We start from the raw sequence: 17,980 nt of genomic DNA, 5'->3' as shown, positions 1-17,980 counted from the left end.
TCGGAGCGTCCTCGTTGGTTTAGAATCCGAACATTTCGGCATTGATCGAGGCTTCGAGGCCACCATCGACAGGCACGTTGGCGCCGTTGATCCAGCGCGCGCCGTCCGAGCACAGGAACAGCACAACCGGCGCGATGTCGCCTGATGTGCCGGCGCGTCCGACCCTGGCAATGTCGCTGTCGACGCGGGCATCGCCGAGCACGGTGCGGAACTGTTTCAGGATCGGTGTTTCGACCGGGCCGGGGCTCACCGCGTTGACGCGGATGCCGCGGCGCTTGAACAGGTCCTGGTGCGCCGCGCGGAAAGTCCACAAGAGCAGCAGTTCCTTGGAGACGGGATAGCCTTCCTCGTTCCTGACGGCGTGGTCGCAGACCACCTCGGCGACATCCGGAAAACCTTCGATGCCGACCATCGAGGCGGCGCGGTTGAGATTGGCGCGCCAGCCATAGCCGGCGATCGAGGCGACGTTGACGATGGCGCCGCCTTCGCGAAGTCTGGTGGCGAGACCTTCCGAAAGCGCCCGCAGCCCGAAGAAGTTGACGGCCAGCGTCGATGCCGCGCCGGTGCTGCCGGAGAGGCCGGCGACATTGCAGAGCGCGTCGATGCGCTGCGGCAGGCGCGCGATGAGATCATCGACGCCGGCCTTGGTGGAGATGTCGGCCTTGACGAAACTGCCAACCGCCGCAGCCGGCTCGCGCACATCGACGCCGATCACATCGGCGCCGAGCTGGCCGGCGAGTTCCGCCGTGCGCGCGCCGATGCCGGAGGCGACACCGGTGATGAGGATGGTCTTGCCGAAAAGCATGGTCATGCCTTCTCCCGAAATGTTGTGGCTTGCTGTGGCGAAGACGTCGCGTCGCCATCGGTGGGATCCGTGGGAAGCCTGACGCGGTAGCCGACCGGCAGCAGGCGCAGGCCAAAACGCTCTTCGATCGTCCCCCACAGGCCGCGCGGCAGGAAGAGCGAGAACAGCACGGCCGTGGCGCCAAGGCCGACCAGATACCAGACGCCGGTGCCGCCGAACCACGTCTCGATGAGGAAGAACACCAGCGCGCCGAGTATGGCACCCTCGAAAGTGCCGATGCCGCCGACCAGCACCATGAAGATCATGTAGGCGGTCCATTGGACGTTGAAGTAGGTTTTCGGCTGGAAGGTGATCGAGGTCGCCAGCCACAACGCGCCGGCAATGCCGATGCCGAAGGCGGCAAGCACGAACAGCAGCCGCTTGGTACCGGTGACGCGCACGCCGACCGAGGCGGCGGCGTCCTCATTGTCGCGGATCGCGCGGATCGCGGCACCGGTGCTGCCGCGCAGCAGGCCAAACAGGATGGCCAGCAGCGCGGTCATCGACGCCAGCGCCAGCCAGTAGATCGTTGCCCGCCTCGTGCCGGCATCGTAGACATTGAGCGAGATCAGCGAGGTGCCGGTTTCGCCCTGCACCAGCCGGTCGAGATTGACCAGCAGATGCGTCAGTGCCGCGATCACCCACATGCCGATGGCGAACTCGCCGTTTCTGAGCCGCAGCATGAACAGCGACAGCGGGATGGACACCATGCCGACGACAATTCCCGAGGCGAACAGCGCCAGGAACGGGTTGAGGCCTGCATCGGCAAGCCGGATGGCGAAATAGGCGCCGAGCCCGAAGAACACCTGCTGGCCGACCGAGACCAGGCCGCCGAAGCCGGCCAGTGCGTTCCACATCGCCGCCAGGATCACATAGATGAACAGCGCCGTCATCCGGTCGACCGCGCCGGCCGACAGGACCTGCGGTGCGATCGCAAGCAGCGCGATGATGACGGCGACGGCAATCGCAGCGATCCGCGACGTCGCGGTGCCGCGCTCGATGATAGGCATGGGGACGGAAGCGCTCATGGCGTCTTCCCGGATGGCAGGCGCAACAGCCCGCGCAAGCCGATGCCGGACGCGGACAGCCGCACGAACAGCACGACGAGGAAGACAGCGTGGCCGCCGATCAGAAACCCTTGCGGATGCACTTGCGCGCCGAGCGTCTGCGCCAGCGCCAGCACGATGCCGCCGATCAAGGTTCCCCACAGCGAACCGGCGCCGCCGATCACCGCCGCCTCGAAGGCGAACAGCAATTGCGGCGTGCCGGCATAGGGATCGAAGGTGGCGCGCATGCCCAGGAACGCGCCGGCAAGACCAACCGTGACCATGGCGATGGCGGCGGCAATGGCGTTGGCACGGCGCGCATCGACACCAACCAGGCCGGCGGTGTCAGGGTCTTCCGACGTGGCGCGGATCGAGCGGCCAAGCCGGGTGCGGGTAAGGAACAGCTGCAACCCGCCAAGCAGGATCACGGCGGTAGCGAACATGATCACGGCGAGCTTGCCGACATAGATGCTGCCCGGCCATTCCCAGGAATCATAGGACAGGCTGCCGATATAGGGCGCCAGCGAACGGGTGTCGGCGCCGAACTGTTCGAACAGCAGATTGTCGATGACGATGGCGAGGCCGAATGTCGTCAGGATCGGCAGCAGGGCACCACCGCGCGCGCTGCGGTCGAGCAGGAAGCGCTGCAGCGCCCAACCGATCGCCGCCATCAGCGGCAGGACGATGAGCAGGCCGACAAAGGGCGAGATGTGAAACCGCGAGGCCAGCCACCACAGCGCATAGGCCGCGAACACCGCAAGGCTGCCATGGGCGAGGTTGATGATGCGCATCACCGAAAACATGAACGACAGGCCGCAAGCGATCAGCGCATAATAGCCGCCGAGAAGGATGCCCTGGATGATCTGGTTGCTCATGCCGGAACGCTCCCGGTGCTTTTCCGGTGCAGGCCGAAATAGGCTTTCGTCACCTCGTCGCGCGAAACCTCCATGCTCGGCCCTTCGAGCGCGACACGCCCTTCGAGCATGCAGATGACCCTGTCGGATACCGCAAGCGCCCGATTGAGGTCCTGTTCGACCAGGATGATCGTGGTGCCCGAAGCCATCAACCCTTGCAGCGCCGCATAGACACGATCGACGATCAGCGGCGACAGGCCGAGCGAAACCTCGTCGAGCAGCAGCACGTCCGGATTGCTCATCAGAGCGCGGCCGATCGCCGTCGCCTGCTGCTCGCCTCCCGAGAGGTGGCCCGTCCTGGCATGGCGGCGCGGCTTCAAATTGGGGAACATCTCCAGCACCTTGTCGACGCTCCAGTCGCCCGGCCGGCCGGCGGTCTTGCCGAGCAGAAGGTTCTCCTCGACCGTCATCTGCACGAACAGTTTTCGCCCTTCCGGCACCAGCGCGATACCCATGCCGACACGTCGGTGCGACGGCACGCTGGTGAGATCGGCGCCGTCCAGCAGCACGCGGCCAGCCGCCGGCTGATGCGCGCCGGCGATCGCCCGGAGCAGCGTCGTCTTGCCGGCGCCATTGGCGCCGACCAGCGCCAGCGTTTCGCCGCGTTCGATGCTGAAGCTGACGCCACGCACCGCCTGCAGCAGGCCGTGTCGGACAACCAGGTTCTCGACCGACAGCAGGCTCATTTCGGGCCTCCGCCAAGATAGGCGCGAACGACCTCGGGGTCGGCCATCACCGTCTGCGGCTCGCCGTCGGCGATGATCTTGCCGGCGTCCATGCAGATCAGCCGCTCGGCCACCTGCAGCAAGATATGCACGATGTGCTCGATCCAGACGATGCCGATCTTGCGCCGGCGCAATTCCTTGATCGTGTCGACCAGTTCGCCGGCTTCGCCATCGGTCAATCCGCCGCCGATCTCGTCCAGCAGCAGCAGCGTCGGTCTTGCAGCGAGCGCCCGCGCCAGTTCCAGCCGTTTGCGGTCAAGCAGCCCGAGCGTCTCGGCGCGCCGGTTGGCGACGCCCAGCATGCCGCACAGTTTCAGCGAGCCGAGTGCTTCCTCATAGGCCTGGTCGCGGCCGAGGCCGGCGCCATGCGAGGCGGCGACGAAGACATTCTCGAAGGTGGTCATGCCGCTGAACGGTTTTGGCACCTGGTGCGTGCGCACCAGCCCGAGCCGGCAGCGCTGCGTCGCCGATAGCGGCGTGACATCGCCGCCCTTGAAGCTGACCGTGCCTGAGCTTGGTGGAAAGGCCCCGGCCAGCACGCTGAGCAGCGTCGTCTTGCCGGCGCCGTTGGGGCCGACGATGCCGACCGCCTCGTCAGCCGCCATGGTGAAATCGACAGCATCCAGCACAACGAGTGCGCCGAAGCGCTTGTGGATACCGGCGGCCGCGAGGATCGCCTGTTGTTTCGGATGGGTCACCAGGCGATCCTCGTCAGCGGTCCATCAGCCGTTGTAAGGCAGAAGCTTGGCTTCGACGGGCACTTTCGGGTCCGTGGCGTTTTCGGTCACGACATAGTCGAGCGGGAACTTGCTGCCTTCCTTGGCGGCCACCCATTGGGTGCCGATGATCGGGCCAGGCGAGACGTTGGCCACCGGGCCGCTGGTGAAGTCGACCTTGCCGATCATCGTCTCGGTCTTGAGCTGGCTCAGCGCCTTTGCCACTGCCGCCTTGTCCTTGGCGTCGCTGCTTGCCTTCAGAGCCTCGAAGCCGGCGTCGAGCAACGACATCGAGGCGCCGAGCTGCTGCGTCCATTGTTTACCGCTCGCCGCCTCATAGCCGTCGGCCAGTTCGGTGCCCAAAACGCCGGTCAGCGGCGACTTGTACGGGAAGGCCTTGTGCCAGTAGGCGGCGCTCGAAATCTTCATGCCGAGATCGCCGAGCGCCTCGATGTCAGACGGGAACAGCCCGGTCTTGGCGACCTGGCAGATCTTGATCTGCTTGATCAGGCCTTGCTGTGCCGCCTGGCGCCAGAACGCGGCGAAATCCGGCGGGATCGGGAAGGAATTGAAGATCTCGACGCCTTCCTGCTTGAACAGCGCGATCTGTGAGGAATAGTCGGTGGTGCCGGTCTCATAGGCGCCGGGATCGACGATGGTGAAGCCTTGCTTGGCCAGCAGCGGCGCCAGGTTGGCGCGGATGGCGTTGCCGTCGGCGTCGTTTGGATACATGACGCCGACCTTCTTGTTGGTCTCGATCAGATTCCATTGCGAGATGTAGGTCTTGAAGAACTCGCCGACGCCGAAGCCGAAATGATAGGTCCATTTGAACGGCGAGGGCGCGCCGGGCTTGGCGCCACGGCCGAAATACCATGCCTCCCAGGGCATGACTGTCGACAGGCACGGCACGCCGGCGGCTTCGCAGGCGTCGGCCACCGGATTGATCACCTCGGGCGTCGACACCGCCAGCATCAGGTCGATGGCCTGGTTGTTGATCAGGTCCTTGGCCAACTGACCGGCGCGTGACGGATCGGACTGCGTGTCCTGGTCGAGGATTTCGACGCTGTATTTCTTGCCGCCGATGTCGAGGCCGCCGCCCAGCGCCTTGCGGGCCAGATCGAGCACATAGCCGTCGGTCTGGCCGAAACCGGCGAGCGGACCGGTGCGCGGGCTGACGAAGCCGACCTTGAGCGTGTCGCCGGCCTGCGCAAAGGCACTGCGGCTGCCAAGCGTGAGCGCCGCGCCGCCGGCGATCGATGTAGCGATGAACTGGCGTCGCGACATGCCTGGAATGGTGGCTCTGCTGGCGTGGGTCATCTGTTCCTCCCTCTGTGGTGGCGCATTGCGGCAACCACCGGTTCGTTCAACGCTTGAGACGGTGATCCACCGCCACCTTTCCCTGCCATGCATCGATGGCCGCATGGCAGTTCGCCCCGATCTGGCAAGGCTGCAGCGCTGTGTGGCCGATGGCGACGAATGGCACGATTTTTGATCCTCCATCGTCACAGTGCACTACGGGTTTGGTTCGGTAAAATGATATTTTGCGGTGTTTCATTAACCTCTGGGTTAGGAAACCGCGCAGCTGAAACGACGTCCGGTTGGAAGTTTCGCGTCGTCAGCTGCCTTGCCTTGCCGCCTCGCGGATGGTCTGCAGCAGGATGGAGAAGGCCGGCGAGGGTGCCGTGTCCGTCCTCATCGTCAGGCCGACCGGCCCTTTGGTCTCCTCGGTGTTGACCGGCAACGCGACGAAGGCGCCACTGCCGAGTTCGTTGGCAACGACACCGGCCGAAATGATCCAGATGGCGTTGCTCTGTCGCAGAAAGGCACGGCCGAAGGAGTCCGAGACGGTTTCGATCTCGGTTGCCGGTGCCGTCATGCCGTTGGTGATGAACAGCCGGTCGACGAAGGGACGGATGACCGATTCCCGCGTCGGCATGAGCATCGGGAATTCGTCGAGCCGCGCGAACACATCCTGCTCCGGATCAAGCAGCGGATGTCCCGACCGCACCACGAACAGCACCTGTTCGGAATAGAGGTGCTCGAAGAAGAAACCGGTCATGTTCTCGGGCGCTGCCAGCCGCCCGACAACGAGATCGAGTGCGCCGGTGCGCAATTGTTCGAGCAGCACCGCGTTCTCGCCGGTGACGATCTTGATCGCTGCACCGGTGCCCTCCTTGAGGAACAGGGTCATGGCAAGCGGCATCACCCGCGCCGAGACCGTCGGCAGCGCGCCGATCCGGATCGGGTGACGGTTGATCGCCCCGTCCTGCCTGACGGAATCGACCCCTTGCTTGAGCGCCGTGATCGCCGTGCCGGCATGGCGAAGGAAGATCTCGCCGATGCGCGTCAGCCTGATGCCGCGGCCATCGCGTTCGACCACCGCCACGCCGAGCGCCTCTTCCAGCTCCCGCAACGTCTTGGTCACCGCCGGTGGGCTGACATGCAGAAGATCGGCCGCTCTCGCCACGCTTCCCTGCCGCGCAACTTCCAGGAATGCCTGCAGGTGACGGAAGCGGATGCGGCTCTCGGACACGGTTTTGATAACCCCTGAGTTAATGAAATGGCGCAAAATATCATTTTACCGAACCAAATGCCTTGTGCAATGTGGAGATGGAGGACCGAAATCGTGCCATTTGTCACCATCGGCGGCATGACGCTGCACCACCGTCGCATCGAGGCGAACGGCAGTGCTCGCCCGGTCGTGTTCATCAATTCGCTCGGCACCGACTTCCGGATCTGGGACCAGGTCCTGTCGATTCTGGGCGGAGAAATGCCTCTGCTGGTCTACGACAAGCGCGGCCACGGGCTCTCCGATATCGGCGACATCAGGTCGATCGACGATCATGTCGATGATCTCTGCGCGCTCATCGATCATTTCGGGCTGGGCAAGGTCGTGCTGTGCGGCCTGTCGGTCGGCGGCATGATCGCGCAAGGATTTTATAACAGGCGCCCTGAAATGGTCGAAGGCCTGATCCTGTGCGACACAGCCCACAAGATCGGCACGACGGACAGCTGGAACACACGCATCGCGACGGTCGAAAGCAAGGGCATCCAGGCCATTGCCGATGGCGTGCTCAAGGTGTGGTTCACCCCCGCCTTCCACTCGGCGCGGCTGGCCGAGTTGGACGGCTATTGGAACATGATGACCCGGCAAGCGCTTGCCGGTTACATCGGGACCTGCACGGCAGTGCGCGACGCGGATTTCACTGACGCAGCACGCCGCATCGCGGTGCCGACGCTTTGCATTGCCGGCGATCAGGACGGCTCGACGCCTCCTGACCTTGTCCGCTCGCTGGCGGCTCTCATTCCCGGCGCGCGCTTCGAGATCATCCGCGACGCCGGACACATTCCTTGTGTCGAACAGCCCGAAGCGCTGGTCGCCCTGATCCGCAATTTTATCGCATCGCTTGCCCCTGGAGCAGAAACCCATGGATGAAGTCCCCGGCAACGCCGCCAGATATCGCACGGGCCTCGCGGTGCGGCGGTCCGTGCTCGGCGACCAGCATGTCGACCGGGCCGAGATTGCCGCCACCGATTTCGACCAGCCTTTCCAGGAACTGATCACCGAGGCCGCCTGGGGAACGGTGTGGGCACGGCCGGCCTTCACCAAGCGCGAACGCTCGATCGTCACGCTGGCGCTGCTGGCCGCACTCGGCCATGATGAGGAGGTCGCCATGCATGTGCGCGCCACCGTCAACACCGGTGCCTCGCGCGACGATATCTGCGAAGCGTTCCTGCATGTCGCCATCTATGCCGGGGTGCCGGCCGCCAACCGTGCCTTCAAGATCGCCAAGGACGTGTTTTCGGAAATGGACGGAGCCAGGAATGCCCGCTGAGTCCGGCTCGAACCGGAGGCCCGAGACCGGCGCCTTCTTCCAGCGCGACCGGACCTGGCATCCGCCGGCGCTGACGCCGAACTACAAGACCTCCGTGCTGCGCTCGCCGCAGAAGGCGCCGCTCGCCTTCGACAACACGCTGTCGGAAATATCCGGCCCGGTCTTCGGTCACGCCATGCTCGGCGAACTCGACGCCGACCTGATCCACAATTTCGCCAGACCCGGCGAGAGCGCCCTCGGCGAGCGCATCATCGTCTATGGACGGGTGCTCGACGAACGCGGTGTAGGCGTGCCTGGCGCGCTGCTCGAATTCTGGCAGGCCAATGCCGGCGGCCGCTACCGCCACAAGAAGGACGGCTATCTCGCGCCGCTCGACCCGAATTTCGGCGGCTGCGGCCGCGCCATCACCGGTGAGGATGGCGGCTATGCCTTTCGCACCGTCAAGCCCGGTCCTTATCCCTGGCCGAACGGGCCGAACGACTGGCGGCCCTCGCACATCCATTTCTCGGTCTTCGGCCACGGCTTTGCCCAGCGGCTGATCACGCAGATGTATTTCGAGGGCGACCCGCTGATCTGGCACTGTCCGATCGCGCGCGGCATCCCCGACAGGGCGGCCATCGAAACGCTGATCGCCACGCTCGACATGCAGGCGACGATCCCCTTCGACGCGCGTGCCTACAAGTTCGACATCGTGCTGCGCGGGCGCCGCTCGTCGCTGTTCGAAAACAGGCTGGAGGGCAATTAATGGCCCAGTCGCTCGACCGGCTCAGGGAAAGCCCTTCGCAGACCGCCGGACCCTACGTTCATATCGGGCTCACGCCCAATTTCTGCGGCATCGGCGGCGTCTATGCGAGCGATCTTGGTGCGGCCATGGTCAACGACAAGACCAGGGGCGAGCGCATCGGCCTGCGCATCCGGGTGCTAGACGGCACCGGCACGCCGCTGAAGGACGCGCTGATCGAGATCTGGCAGGCGGACGCGGACGGGCTTTACAATTCGCCGGCGGAACTGCGCGGCACGGCCGATCCGAACTTTTTCGGCTGGGCCCGCTGCCCGACCGACATGGACACCGGTCTGTGCGCGTTCGACACGATCAAGCCGGGCCGCGTTCCGTTTAGGGATGGCCGCCTGATGGCGCCGCACATCACGCTCTGGATCGTCGCCCGCGGCATCAATCTCGGCCTGCACACAAGGCTCTATTTTTCCGACGAGGCAGAGGCCAATGCCGAGGATCCGATCCTGGCGCGCATCGAGCACCGCATTCGCGTGCCGACGCTGATCGCCGAGCGCACCGGCGATATTTATGTCTTCGACATCCATCTCCAGGGGGAGAAGGAAACGGTCTTCTTCGACAGCTGATGCTCAGGAGACACAAGATATGACCGTATCGCCCTTCGACCATCCATTGCTCTCCGCTCTTCTCGGCGACGAGGAAGCGAGCCGGCATTTTTCCGTCGAGGCGGAAATCGAAGCGATGCTGGCCTTCGAGCGTGCGCTGGCCGAAGTGGAGGCGGAAAACGGGATCATCACCAAAGTTGCGGCGGCAGCGATCGTGGCGGGGCTTGGCACGTTCCGGCCCGACACCGCTTTGCTGCGGGCCGGTGTGGCCAGGGACGGCGTCATCGTGCCGGAGCTGGTGCGCCAGATCAGGGCGGCGGTCGGCGAACCGCATGGCGCCTCCGTTCATTTCGGCGCGACCAGCCAGGATGTCATCGATACGGGCCTGATGCTTCGGCTGAAATCCGTCGTCGAGCATCTCGGCCTGCTGCTGACCGAGACCGTCATGCGCCTCGCCTCGATCGAAGAGCGCTTCGGGGGCAGGGCGCTAATGGCGATGACGCGGATGCAGCCGGCGATCCCGATCACGGTGGCGGATCGCATTGCCGCATGGCGGGCGCCGCTACAGCGCCATCAATCGCGATTGGCAGAGCAGTCCCGGCGATTGCTCGTCGTGCAGTTCGGCGGTGCGGCCGGCACGCTCGAAAAACTCGGCGACAAGGCGCCAGCCGTCCGTGCGGCGCTTGCCTTCAGGCTCAGCCTCGGCAATGCGCCGCAATGGCAGAGCCAGCGCGATGCGCTCGCCGATTTTGCCGGCTGGCTGTCGCTGGTAACGGGTAGCCTCGGCAAGTTCGGCCAGGACATTGCGCTGATGGCGCAAGGCGCAACCGACATCGCGCTTTCGGGCGGCGGCGGCTCGTCGGCCATGCCGCACAAGCAGAACCCGGTGAAGGCCGAGGCGCTGGCGGCGCTGGCCCGCTTCAACGCCACGCAGCTTTCCGGCATGCATCAGGCGCTGGTGCATGAGCAGGAGCGGTCGGGCGCCGCCTGGACGCTGGAATGGCTGCTGCTGCCGCAGATGGTGGTGGCGACAGCCGCATCGCTGCGGCTTGCCGCCGAACTGGCCGGACAGATCGAAAGTCTCGGGCACTGATGCGCACACAGGTTCTCATTGTCGGGTCCGGACCGTCCGGCCTGCTGCTCGGCCAGCTTCTCAGCACGATCGGCGTCGAGACTGTCATTCTGGAACGCTCGAGCCGCGACCACGTGCTTGGCCGCGTGCGCGCCGGCGTGCTCGAACAAGGCACCGTCGAACTGCTGGAGGAAGCGGGTGTCGCTGCACGGCTGCACGCCGAGGGGCTGCCGCATTCCGGCATCTCGCTCGCCTTCGACGGACGCCTGCACCGCATCGACCTCGAGGCGCTGACGGGAAGGCACGTCACTGTCTATGGCCAGACCGAAGTGACGCATGATTTGATGGACAAGCGCGCTGCGGCAGGACTGACCACGATCTACGAGGCGGCGAACGTTACGCTGCACGATTTCGACGGCGAGGCGCCTTTTGCCACCTATGACGAGGACGGCGTCACGCATCGCATCGACTGCGACTTCATCGCCGGCTGCGATGGCTACCACGGCGTCAGCCGCAGATCGGTACCCGAACCTGCGCTGAAAACCTTCGAGCGCCACTATCCGTTCGGCTGGCTCGGCGTGCTGGCTGAAGTGCCGCCTGCCGATCACGAACTGGTCTACGCCAATCATGAGCGGGGTTTTGCGCTGTGCTCGATGCGTTCGACGCACCGCAGCCGCTACTATGTGCAGTGCCCCGAGGGCGACCGTGTCGAGGCGTGGTCCGACGGCCGCTTCTGGGACGAATTGCGCCGCCGCCTGCCGGAGCAGACGGCAGCAGGCGTCGTCACCGGTCCATCCTTCGAAAAATCGATTGCGCCGCTGCGCTCCTTCGTGGCCGAGCCGTTGCGTTTCGGCAGGTTGTTCCTGGTCGGGGACGCCGCCCATATCGTGCCGCCGACCGGCGCCAAGGGCCTCAATCTCGCCGCCAGCGATGTGCGTTATCTCTTCACCGGTTTGCGCGATTTCTACGTTGAGAAATCGCGTGCCGGCATCGACGCCTATTCAGGCAAGGCGCTGGCGCGGGTCTGGAAGGCGGTCCGCTTTTCCTGGTGGATGACGACGATGCTGCATCGCTTTCCCGACACCGGCGATTTCGGTCAGCGCATCCAGGAAGCCGAGCTCGACTACCTCGTGCACTCGCGTGCAGCGTCGACTGCGCTGGCCGAGAACTATGTCGGCCTGCCTTACTAGTTTTTCGTATAGTCAGGCCCAAACCGTGTCGGCAGGCCGTCGGCGAGTTTCAACCAAGGGAGCTTCTCCTCAAAAGCGACATGCAGCGTGGGCGCAAATTTTTCCGGCTCCTCCATCGCTGCGGCAAAAAAATGTATGACACCGGACATGTTCTTTGAGCGGAAGGACAGCGGCGAGCCACATTTATCGCAAAATGTTCTTTCCACACCGGGAGAAGAGTTGAATACCTTCGGTGACTTGCCCAGCCATCGCCATTGGCTGTCCAAGACGCCAATGTAGGTGGTCATCGGCGCAGAACATTGCCGCCGACAACTTTCACAATGACAGCTCACGCATGCTTGTGCCGGGCCATCGACTTCAAAAGCAATAGCGCCACATAAGCAATGACCACGCATGCAAATTCTCCATGAGTCAACTGACCTGACCAATACTTTGTACCGGGAGTAGTGAGAGAGTCGCCATGAGATGCGCCGAGCTGGCGCTCAATTGCGACATTCGGCGCTAGCGATTGTTCTCGCGTGCGAGAGGAGTTGTTTCTAAGCTGCATTTACTACCGCCTTGGTGGCAATATTGAAATGCTCGTAGAGTTTCTCCGCCGGGCCGCTGGCGCCAAGGCCCGTCATACCGATGAAAGGGCCGGCGGCGCCTTCTTGTCGAGCACGGCCTTGGCGGCCATCAGATTGTCGCTTCGCTTTTATGAGTTGCAGCCTAATGCATGTCGCCCAAAAAGTGGTCCCGGTTTTGGGGCAACGAAATGCAAAAAACGAAACCTTAAGGCGCGGCGCGCTTTAAGGGCCGCACCGCCGCGATCATCATTCAGCGTCATCCTGCCTGGCAAGATCCGACAGAATCGGCCGCTGCCCCTTGAGGATTTTGACCTCAGCCTCGGGCAAGGTGAACCATCCGGCTCTGTCGACTTCCGGGAATTCCTTCATCGATCCCGACCTTGGCGGCCATTCCATGGTGAAAGTGTTGCTCCTGATGGTGGCCACGTCGATGTCGATACGCGCCTCGACGGACCAGGCCGTGACGATCTTTCCGCCCGGTTGCTTGTAGTCGCCGAGCCGCGCGAAGGGGCCATCGACCTTGACGCCGAGCTCTTCCTCGGTCTCGCGTTGCGCTGCCGCCAACGCGTCCTCGTTCTCACCGACGAGACCCTTCGGTATCGACCACGCGCCGTCGTCCTTCTTCGCCCAGAACGGTCCGCCTGGATGAACCAGCAGCACCTGAAGACTGCCGTCGCCTTGACGGTAGATCAGCAACCCCGCACTGCGTTTTGCCATTTTTTAATGTCCGTTTGTGAATCTGGTTGCGAAGGCGGCGGTCTACCGATTCTCCTGGATCATGGCTGCCGACCTTGCGCCAGATGATTGCGACGCTATGTCAGGTGCGGCTGCATTGCTCCTCGTCCGCGAGTCCGGCAATCTGACACCATCGCTTGTTTGGCGGCTCGAAGGCTAGATAGGGCGTGACGATGCAACTCGGTCTTATTGGCTACTATAGCGACTTCGTGGTGTATCCACTGGTGATCGCCGTGCTGGCAGTGGTCGGGTTGTTCGAGGCCGGCGAAGAGAGTGCGCCAGGCTGGATAGGCACGGTCCTCGCCTGTCTCGGCCTCTGGACGCTGACCGAATACCTCTTGCACAGGTTCGTCCTTCACCACATTCCCTACATCAAGGACCTGCATGATCGTCACCATGTCGAGGAGCGCAGTTCGGTGGGTACGCCGACCTGGCTCAGCCTCGGAGTGCATGCCCTGGTCGCGTTTGTGCCCGTTTGGGTGGTCTCGGACTTCGCAACCGCGAGCGCGGTAAGCTGCGGGCTGATGCTGGGATATCTCTGGTACATCAGTGTCCATCACATGATTCATCACTGGCATCCCACCCATCCGAGCTATCTCTACACGCTCAAGCGCCGCCACGCCGTGCACCACCATGTCGACGAAAACGCCAATTTCGGCGTGACGTCGATATTCTGGGATCGGGTTTTCGGCACGGCGCGGCTCTGAGAGCCCGTTTGGAAATTGAGGTGGCGGTTGGCCGAGTCGAGTTCATACTGTCGATGATGAGGCCGGTCGCGTGGAATGGTCGAATTGGTCAACGCCGGAGGATGGATGGAGGGTGGATGCCTTTGCGGCGCGGTGCGCTATATCGTTGAGAGCGAACCGATCAGCAGCGGCATCTGCCATTGCGAGACCTGTCGGCGCGCTGCATCGGCGCCCCGGCGCCCCTTCATTGGTGTGCCATCGGCAGGTTTTCGCTACACCCGCGGTGCGCCGGTCGACTACGCCTCTTCACCCGGCGTCACCCGCGGCTTCTGCGGCCGATGCGGGTCACCTCTGACCTATCGCCGGGACGACTCACCCGACGAACTCGACGTAATGACAGTCAGTTTGGACAACCCGAGCGCGATCCCTCCAACCTTCCATGTCTGGACGAGCGAGGCTCTCGACTGGGACCTGTTGACGGGAGATCTCACGAGCTACTCGCGATCACGCAACGGCTAAAGGCCGGGGTGGCGTGCCTCAGCCCTTCAACGCCTCTTGCCGCGGCCGCCGGGAGTTTTGGCTCCGCGAGGGCCGCTCTGAACCGGCGTGTTGTTCTGGTTTTCGTCGGACAGTTTTCGCCAGCGGGCAAGACGTTCCGGATCGAGCGTACCGGCCTTCAAGGCAGCCTGCACCGCACAGCCCGGCTCATGCACATGCGTGCAGTCACGGAACTTGCAGAGCGGCGCGAGCTCGGTGATTTCGGCAAACAGCGTGTCGATGCCGTAGGCGACGTCGCTGACCTGCAGCGTTCGCATTCCCGGCGTGTCGATCACCCAGCCGCCACCGGCGATGGCGTGCAACGATCGGGACGTGGTGGTGTGGCGTCCTTTGGCGTCGTGTTCGCGGATGTCTCCGGTCTGTTGCGGCAATTGCTGTGCCGATCCGGCCAGCGTGTTGACCAGCGTCGATTTGCCGACGCCGGAAGAGCCGACCAGCGCGACCGTCTGGCCCGCGCCGCACCAGGCAGCCAAGGCGGTTGCCGCATCTGATGTGCGGGGGTTCAGCGTCACGACCGCCAATCCACGCTGCAGCGCCGCAGCCTGCCTCTCATACATCTCGGCGTCAGCGACGGTATCGGCTTTGGTCAGCAGGATCACCGGCGTCGTTCCAGCCTCGTTGGCCAGCGCCAGATAGCGCTCGAGCCGGGCGGGATTGAAGTCGGCATTGCAGGAGGTGACGATGAACAGCGTGTCGACATTGGCCGCGGCAAGTTGCGGCACCCTGCCACCCTGGGTGCGGCGTTCCAGCACGGTCTTGCGCGTCAGGCGGCGCTGCACAAGGCTGTCATGCGCATCGACGAGCACCCAGTCGCCGACGGCATAGTCACCGGTGTTCGCCTGCGCCGGCAGCGTCAGGTCGATTGGTCCTGCCTGAGACAGGCCGGTCAGGCGGTCGCGATGGACTGTGGCGATCCGCGTCGGGACGAGATTGGCTTCGCCGGGCTCGAGCTGGTCGCCGAAAAAATCCGTCCAGCCCAGACTGGCAAGCGATGGCGTTGAGCGCTCCGTCACGGCTTTGACCAAGGGTACGGCGTCGCAGACATCGGACAGTATCCCTGGCGGGTGGGCGCGAATGGGGTGGGGCGGATTGCCCCGCCCGTGTATGGGCGGCATGGCGGCATTTGGCAAGCCGGGCCGTGGCCACAGGCGAGCAGGAAGCTTCTGCTCGGCACCTATCCCGATCCTGGCTGCTACCGCCCCAGCAGATTGCGCTCGACGGTTCTCAGATGCGCCAGCATTGCCTGGCTGGCGCTCTCGGGATCGCGCCGCAGCAGCGCATCGAGAACCATCTGGTGCTCGCTGCAATAGACGCTGCGCCGCTCTTCCGAAAACGATCGCTTCTTCATTTCGAACCATGGCGCCTGATTGCGCAGGATGCGCATCAGATTGTGGATCTCCTTGAGGAAGTCGTTGCGCGAGCAAGCGAAGATGCGGTGGTGGAACTCGGCATCCCAGTGCTCGAATGTCGGCATGTCCTGGGATTCGGAGGCGATCTTGTGCGCTTCGCGCACAGCGTTGAGTTCGGTGGCGCTGGCATTGGTGGCGGCGAACGATGCTGCCGCCGGCTCCAGCAATTGCCTGATCTCCATCATGTCGGCCGGGCTGGTGCCTTCCATCCGCCCGACGGTGGCCGCCATCGAGCCCGGATTGGTGGCGGTCAGGAAGGTTCCGCGCCCGACATGCCGCACCACCGTGCCATCATCCTCGAGGAAGGAAACGGCGCGCCGCACGGTGTTGCGCGCGACGCCGAATTCGCTCGCCAGATCGCGCTCCGGCGGCATACGGCCATTCTCGATCCATTCGCCTGAAGAGATGCGTTTCTTCAGGGCAGTGGCGATATCGTTGGCGACGAGCTTTGGCATATTTGGCTGCTTTTATCTGATCCGGTATTGAACCATAGATATCAGCTTCCGAAGCCTTCGTCCATTCGGCCGGATTGCCGGCATCCCCGCAGAAGTCCATTGGCTTGCCAACGAATGCGTTTGGTCAGACCAAGTCAGATTCCGCTTGCGGCCTAAACCAATCGGCGATAGCGTGTAACGAAAGAGCGAAAAATTGGCTCAGTATTGGTTCAGGGAGGATGCGGATGCGGGTCGCGACTTTTTCGATCGCCGGCGAACGTCGCGTGGGTCTTGTCGACCTTGATGCCCAGACCGTCGCGCCTTTCGATTTTGCCGTCGATCAGGCCAAGGCCGGCATCCTGGCCTTGATCGAGGGCAATGGCGCCGGCATGCCACGCACCCTGTCGCCGATCCCGCTGGCGCAGGTCGAGATCGAGGCGCCGATCCCGCAGCCGCGCCGCAACATTTTCTGCGTCGGCAAGAACTATCACGAGCATGCGCAGGAGTTCGCGCGCAGCGGCTTCGATTCCAGCGCCGGCGCCGGCGCGATCCCGAAACACCCGATCATCTTTTCCAAGGTTCCGGAATCGGTCGTCGCCAACCATGCCAGTGTGCTGATCGATTCCTCCGTCTCGACGGCGATCGACTACGAGGCCGAACTCGCCGTCATCATCGGCAAGGGCGGGCGCGGCATCTCGAAGGCGGATGCGCTCGACCACGTCTGGGGCTACACCATCGTCAACGACGTCACCGCCCGTGACCTGCAAGGCAAATACAGCCAGTGGCTGATCGGAAAGTCGCAGGACACGTTCTGTCCGATGGGGCCGTGGGCCGTGACCAGGGATGAGCTCGACCTGGCGACCGCCGGCATCCGCTGCTTCGTCAACGGGGATCTGCGCCAGGATTCCCGGATATCGCTGCTCATCTTCGACATTCCGACCATCATCACCACGCTGTCGCAGGGCATCACGCTGAAGTCCGGCGACATCATCGCCACCGGCACGCCGGTCGGCGTCGGCATCGGCTTCGATCCGCCGAAATATCTCAAGGCCGGCGACGTCGTGCGCATCGAGATAGACGGCATCGGCACGCTGGAAAACCGCTTCGCGGAGTATGCGCAATGACGACGGTGACAGTTGGCCCGGTCGTTGCGGAAGTTGTCGGCGAGGGCGCTGCCGTTGTGATGATCCATGGCCTCGGCGGCACCTCGAACATGTTCCAGCCGCAGATGGCGGCGCTTTCCGGCTACCGCGTTATCCGGCTCGACCTGCCGGGCTCCGGCCGTTCGCCGCGCCCGATCGAACCGTTGACCATCGAACTGATGAGCGAGGCCGTGGTCCGCGCAATGGCCGGCATGGGCGTCACTACAGCGCATTTCGTCGGCCATTCGATGGGCACCATCGTCTGCCAGCAGATTGCGGCAACGCAGCCCTCGCTGGTCGCCTCGCTGGCGCTGTTTGGCGCCCTTGCCGAGCCGGCGGAAGCAACGCGACAAGGTCTTGCCAACCGGGCACGGCTGGCGCGCTCGGGCGGCATTGCTGATATCGCCGACCAGATCGTCGCCAATGCGATCTCGGCGCACACCAGGGAAACCTCGCCTGCCGCTGTCGCCTTCGTGCGGGAATCGATCACCGGCCAGGATCCAGAATCCTACGCCCGCACCTGTGAGGCCTTGGCCAAGGTGAGCGCGGTCGATGCGCGGCGGATCTCGGCGCCGACGCTGCTCGTCACCGGCGACGCCGACACGGTCAATCCGGCGGGTGTCGGCCAGGCGCTTGCCGACAAGATCAAGGGCGCCGTATTCTCGTCACTGGATCGGTGCGGGCACTGGGCCACGGTGGAAAGCCCGCGCGAAAGCAGCCAGAAGCTCGCCGATTTTTTGAGACGGGTTGATAGGTGACGATTTTGGAT

The 17,980-nt window shown here is 64.0% G+C and carries 21 protein-coding genes; 10 read left to right on the top strand and 11 right to left on the bottom strand.

The genetic code is table 11. The annotated features are described in order from the left end of the window. Window positions 1–19: 19 nt before the first annotated feature. From AC1RZR_RS29270 to pcaQ, 7 genes are all read right to left on the bottom strand, one after another. Window positions 20–805 (bottom strand): coniferyl-alcohol dehydrogenase, encoded by a 786-nt coding sequence (locus tag AC1RZR_RS29270; protein ID WP_481829139.1) that lies wholly within the window; start codon window positions 803–805, stop codon window positions 20–22. A 2-nt stretch (window positions 806–807) separates the two neighbouring features. Further along, a complete protein-coding gene (locus AC1RZR_RS29265) occupies window positions 808–1,872 on the bottom strand; it encodes a branched-chain amino acid ABC transporter permease (RefSeq protein ID WP_481826789.1) in 1,065 nt (354 codons plus the stop codon). Beyond that, the gene (locus AC1RZR_RS29260; RefSeq protein WP_481826788.1) at window positions 1,869–2,765 is read right to left on the bottom strand and encodes a branched-chain amino acid ABC transporter permease; all 897 of its coding nucleotides are present in this window, start codon (window positions 2,763–2,765) and stop codon (window positions 1,869–1,871) included. The genes AC1RZR_RS29265 and AC1RZR_RS29260 overlap by 4 nt, the downstream gene beginning before the upstream one ends. After that, complete coding sequence (locus tag AC1RZR_RS29255) at window positions 2,762–3,490, bottom strand: ABC transporter ATP-binding protein (protein ID WP_481826787.1); 729 nt, start codon at window positions 3,488–3,490, stop codon at window positions 2,762–2,764. Before AC1RZR_RS29255 ends, AC1RZR_RS29260 begins: the two co-directional genes overlap by 4 nt. After that, window positions 3,487–4,230: an ABC transporter ATP-binding protein gene (locus AC1RZR_RS29250; RefSeq protein WP_481829138.1), complete on the bottom strand. Its 744-nt coding sequence runs from the start codon at window positions 4,228–4,230 to the stop codon at window positions 3,487–3,489. The genes AC1RZR_RS29255 and AC1RZR_RS29250 overlap by 4 nt, the downstream gene beginning before the upstream one ends. Before the next feature lie 21 nt (window positions 4,231–4,251). After that, window positions 4,252–5,529: an ABC transporter substrate-binding protein gene (locus AC1RZR_RS29245; protein ID WP_481829137.1), complete on the bottom strand. Its 1,278-nt coding sequence runs from the start codon at window positions 5,527–5,529 to the stop codon at window positions 4,252–4,254. Window positions 5,530–5,860: 331 nt separating this feature from the next. Further along, window positions 5,861–6,778: a pca operon transcription factor PcaQ gene (gene pcaQ / locus AC1RZR_RS29240; protein WP_481826786.1), complete on the bottom strand. Its 918-nt coding sequence runs from the start codon at window positions 6,776–6,778 to the stop codon at window positions 5,861–5,863. 93 nt (window positions 6,779–6,871) lie between these two features. Between pcaQ and pcaD the strand changes: the two genes are divergently transcribed. From pcaD to pobA, 6 genes are read left to right on the top strand one after another with little or no spacing between them, the layout of a single operon-like run. Beyond that, a complete protein-coding gene (gene pcaD, locus AC1RZR_RS29235; protein WP_481826785.1) occupies window positions 6,872–7,681 on the top strand; it encodes a 3-oxoadipate enol-lactonase in 810 nt (269 codons plus the stop codon). Next, window positions 7,674–8,081: a 4-carboxymuconolactone decarboxylase gene (gene pcaC, locus AC1RZR_RS29230; protein ID WP_477273604.1), complete on the top strand. Its 408-nt coding sequence runs from the start codon at window positions 7,674–7,676 to the stop codon at window positions 8,079–8,081. The genes pcaD and pcaC overlap by 8 nt, the downstream gene beginning before the upstream one ends. Then, the gene (gene pcaH, locus AC1RZR_RS29225) at window positions 8,071–8,826 is read left to right on the top strand and encodes a protocatechuate 3,4-dioxygenase subunit beta (RefSeq protein WP_481826784.1); all 756 of its coding nucleotides are present in this window, start codon (window positions 8,071–8,073) and stop codon (window positions 8,824–8,826) included. The genes pcaC and pcaH overlap by 11 nt, the downstream gene beginning before the upstream one ends. Continuing rightward, entirely contained in the window at window positions 8,826–9,440 is a 615-nt protein-coding gene (pcaG, locus tag AC1RZR_RS29220; protein WP_481826783.1) for a protocatechuate 3,4-dioxygenase subunit alpha, read from the top strand. Before pcaH ends, pcaG begins: the two co-directional genes overlap by 1 nt. Window positions 9,441–9,459: 19 nt before the next feature. After that, the gene (locus AC1RZR_RS29215) at window positions 9,460–10,512 is read left to right on the top strand and encodes a 3-carboxy-cis,cis-muconate cycloisomerase (RefSeq protein WP_477273610.1); all 1,053 of its coding nucleotides are present in this window, start codon (window positions 9,460–9,462) and stop codon (window positions 10,510–10,512) included. Continuing rightward, window positions 10,512–11,681, top strand: coding sequence for a 4-hydroxybenzoate 3-monooxygenase (gene pobA, locus AC1RZR_RS29210; RefSeq protein WP_481826782.1), 1,170 nt, complete (start codon window positions 10,512–10,514; stop codon window positions 11,679–11,681). The genes AC1RZR_RS29215 and pobA overlap by 1 nt, the downstream gene beginning before the upstream one ends. On the opposite strand, the gene AC1RZR_RS29205 is transcribed toward pobA, so the two are convergent. Further along, on the bottom strand, window positions 11,678–12,076 hold the full coding sequence (locus AC1RZR_RS29205) for a GFA family protein (protein WP_481826781.1): 399 nt from the start codon (window positions 12,074–12,076) through the stop codon (window positions 11,678–11,680). The genes pobA and AC1RZR_RS29205 overlap by 4 nt on opposite strands. A 417-nt stretch (window positions 12,077–12,493) precedes the next feature. Continuing rightward, window positions 12,494–12,964, bottom strand: coding sequence for an NUDIX hydrolase (locus AC1RZR_RS29200; protein ID WP_481826780.1), 471 nt, complete (start codon window positions 12,962–12,964; stop codon window positions 12,494–12,496). A gap of 191 nt (window positions 12,965–13,155) precedes the next feature. Here AC1RZR_RS29200 and AC1RZR_RS29195 point away from each other — a divergent pair, with 191 nt between their 5' ends. After that, a complete protein-coding gene (locus tag AC1RZR_RS29195) occupies window positions 13,156–13,689 on the top strand; it encodes a sterol desaturase family protein (RefSeq protein WP_477273618.1) in 534 nt (177 codons plus the stop codon). Window positions 13,690–13,764: 75 nt separating this feature from the next. Then, the gene (locus AC1RZR_RS29190) at window positions 13,765–14,187 is read left to right on the top strand and encodes a GFA family protein (protein ID WP_481826779.1); all 423 of its coding nucleotides are present in this window, start codon (window positions 13,765–13,767) and stop codon (window positions 14,185–14,187) included. Window positions 14,188–14,213: 26 nt separating this feature from the next. Here AC1RZR_RS29190 and rsgA read toward each other — a convergent pair whose 3' ends face one another. Both rsgA and AC1RZR_RS29180 read right to left on the bottom strand, forming a co-directional pair. Then, window positions 14,214–15,251: a ribosome small subunit-dependent GTPase A gene (gene rsgA, locus AC1RZR_RS29185; RefSeq protein WP_481826778.1), complete on the bottom strand. Its 1,038-nt coding sequence runs from the start codon at window positions 15,249–15,251 to the stop codon at window positions 14,214–14,216. Between the two features lie 167 nt (window positions 15,252–15,418). After that, window positions 15,419–16,090, bottom strand: a complete 672-nt coding sequence (locus tag AC1RZR_RS29180) for a FadR/GntR family transcriptional regulator (RefSeq protein ID WP_481826777.1) — start codon at window positions 16,088–16,090, stop codon at window positions 15,419–15,421. A 224-nt stretch (window positions 16,091–16,314) separates the two neighbouring features. Between AC1RZR_RS29180 and AC1RZR_RS29175 the strand changes: the two genes are divergently transcribed. Both AC1RZR_RS29175 and AC1RZR_RS29170 read left to right on the top strand, forming a co-directional pair. Continuing rightward, window positions 16,315–17,193, top strand: coding sequence for a fumarylacetoacetate hydrolase family protein (locus AC1RZR_RS29175; protein WP_481826776.1), 879 nt, complete (start codon window positions 16,315–16,317; stop codon window positions 17,191–17,193). After that, on the top strand, window positions 17,190–17,969 hold the full coding sequence (locus tag AC1RZR_RS29170) for an alpha/beta fold hydrolase (protein WP_481826775.1): 780 nt from the start codon (window positions 17,190–17,192) through the stop codon (window positions 17,967–17,969). The genes AC1RZR_RS29175 and AC1RZR_RS29170 overlap by 4 nt, the downstream gene beginning before the upstream one ends. The last annotated feature ends 11 nt before the right edge of the window (window positions 17,970–17,980 follow it).

This window comes from Mesorhizobium bavaricum, from assembly GCF_056781655.1.
The sequence above is the reverse complement of the archived record's forward strand: the minus strand, read 5'-3'. Positions and strand labels throughout refer to the sequence as shown.

Bases quoted from the DNA above. Each gene is read 5' to 3' on its own strand.
- AC1RZR_RS29255 (WP_481826787.1), bottom strand. From the start codon at position 3,490: ATGAGCCTGCTGTCGGTCGAGAACCTGGTTGTCCGACACGGCCTGCTG.
- pcaC (WP_477273604.1), top strand. From the start codon at position 7,674: ATGGATGAAGTCCCCGGCAACGCCGCCAGATATCGCACGGGCCTCGCG.
- AC1RZR_RS29260 (WP_481826788.1), bottom strand. From the start codon at position 2,765: ATGAGCAACCAGATCATCCAGGGCATCCTTCTCGGCGGCTATTATGCG.
- AC1RZR_RS29265 (WP_481826789.1), bottom strand. From the start codon at position 1,872: ATGAGCGCTTCCGTCCCCATGCCTATCATCGAGCGCGGCACCGCGACG.
- AC1RZR_RS29215 (WP_477273610.1), top strand. From the start codon at position 9,460: ATGACCGTATCGCCCTTCGACCATCCATTGCTCTCCGCTCTTCTCGGC.
- pcaH (WP_481826784.1), top strand. From the start codon at position 8,071: ATGCCCGCTGAGTCCGGCTCGAACCGGAGGCCCGAGACCGGCGCCTTC.
- AC1RZR_RS29270 (WP_481829139.1), bottom strand. From the start codon at position 805: ATGCTTTTCGGCAAGACCATCCTCATCACCGGTGTCGCCTCCGGCATC.
- AC1RZR_RS29175 (WP_481826776.1), top strand. From the start codon at position 16,315: ATGCGGGTCGCGACTTTTTCGATCGCCGGCGAACGTCGCGTGGGTCTT.
- AC1RZR_RS29170 (WP_481826775.1), top strand. From the start codon at position 17,190: ATGACGACGGTGACAGTTGGCCCGGTCGTTGCGGAAGTTGTCGGCGAG.
- AC1RZR_RS29245 (WP_481829137.1), bottom strand. From the start codon at position 5,529: ATGTCGCGACGCCAGTTCATCGCTACATCGATCGCCGGCGGCGCGGCG.
- AC1RZR_RS29200 (WP_481826780.1), bottom strand. From the start codon at position 12,964: ATGGCAAAACGCAGTGCGGGGTTGCTGATCTACCGTCAAGGCGACGGC.
- pobA (WP_481826782.1), top strand. From the start codon at position 10,512: ATGCGCACACAGGTTCTCATTGTCGGGTCCGGACCGTCCGGCCTGCTG.
- AC1RZR_RS29180 (WP_481826777.1), bottom strand. From the start codon at position 16,090: ATGCCAAAGCTCGTCGCCAACGATATCGCCACTGCCCTGAAGAAACGC.
- AC1RZR_RS29205 (WP_481826781.1), bottom strand. From the start codon at position 12,076: ATGCGTGGTCATTGCTTATGTGGCGCTATTGCTTTTGAAGTCGATGGC.
- pcaG (WP_481826783.1), top strand. From the start codon at position 8,826: ATGGCCCAGTCGCTCGACCGGCTCAGGGAAAGCCCTTCGCAGACCGCC.
- AC1RZR_RS29195 (WP_477273618.1), top strand. From the start codon at position 13,156: ATGCAACTCGGTCTTATTGGCTACTATAGCGACTTCGTGGTGTATCCA.
- AC1RZR_RS29190 (WP_481826779.1), top strand. From the start codon at position 13,765: ATGGTCGAATTGGTCAACGCCGGAGGATGGATGGAGGGTGGATGCCTT.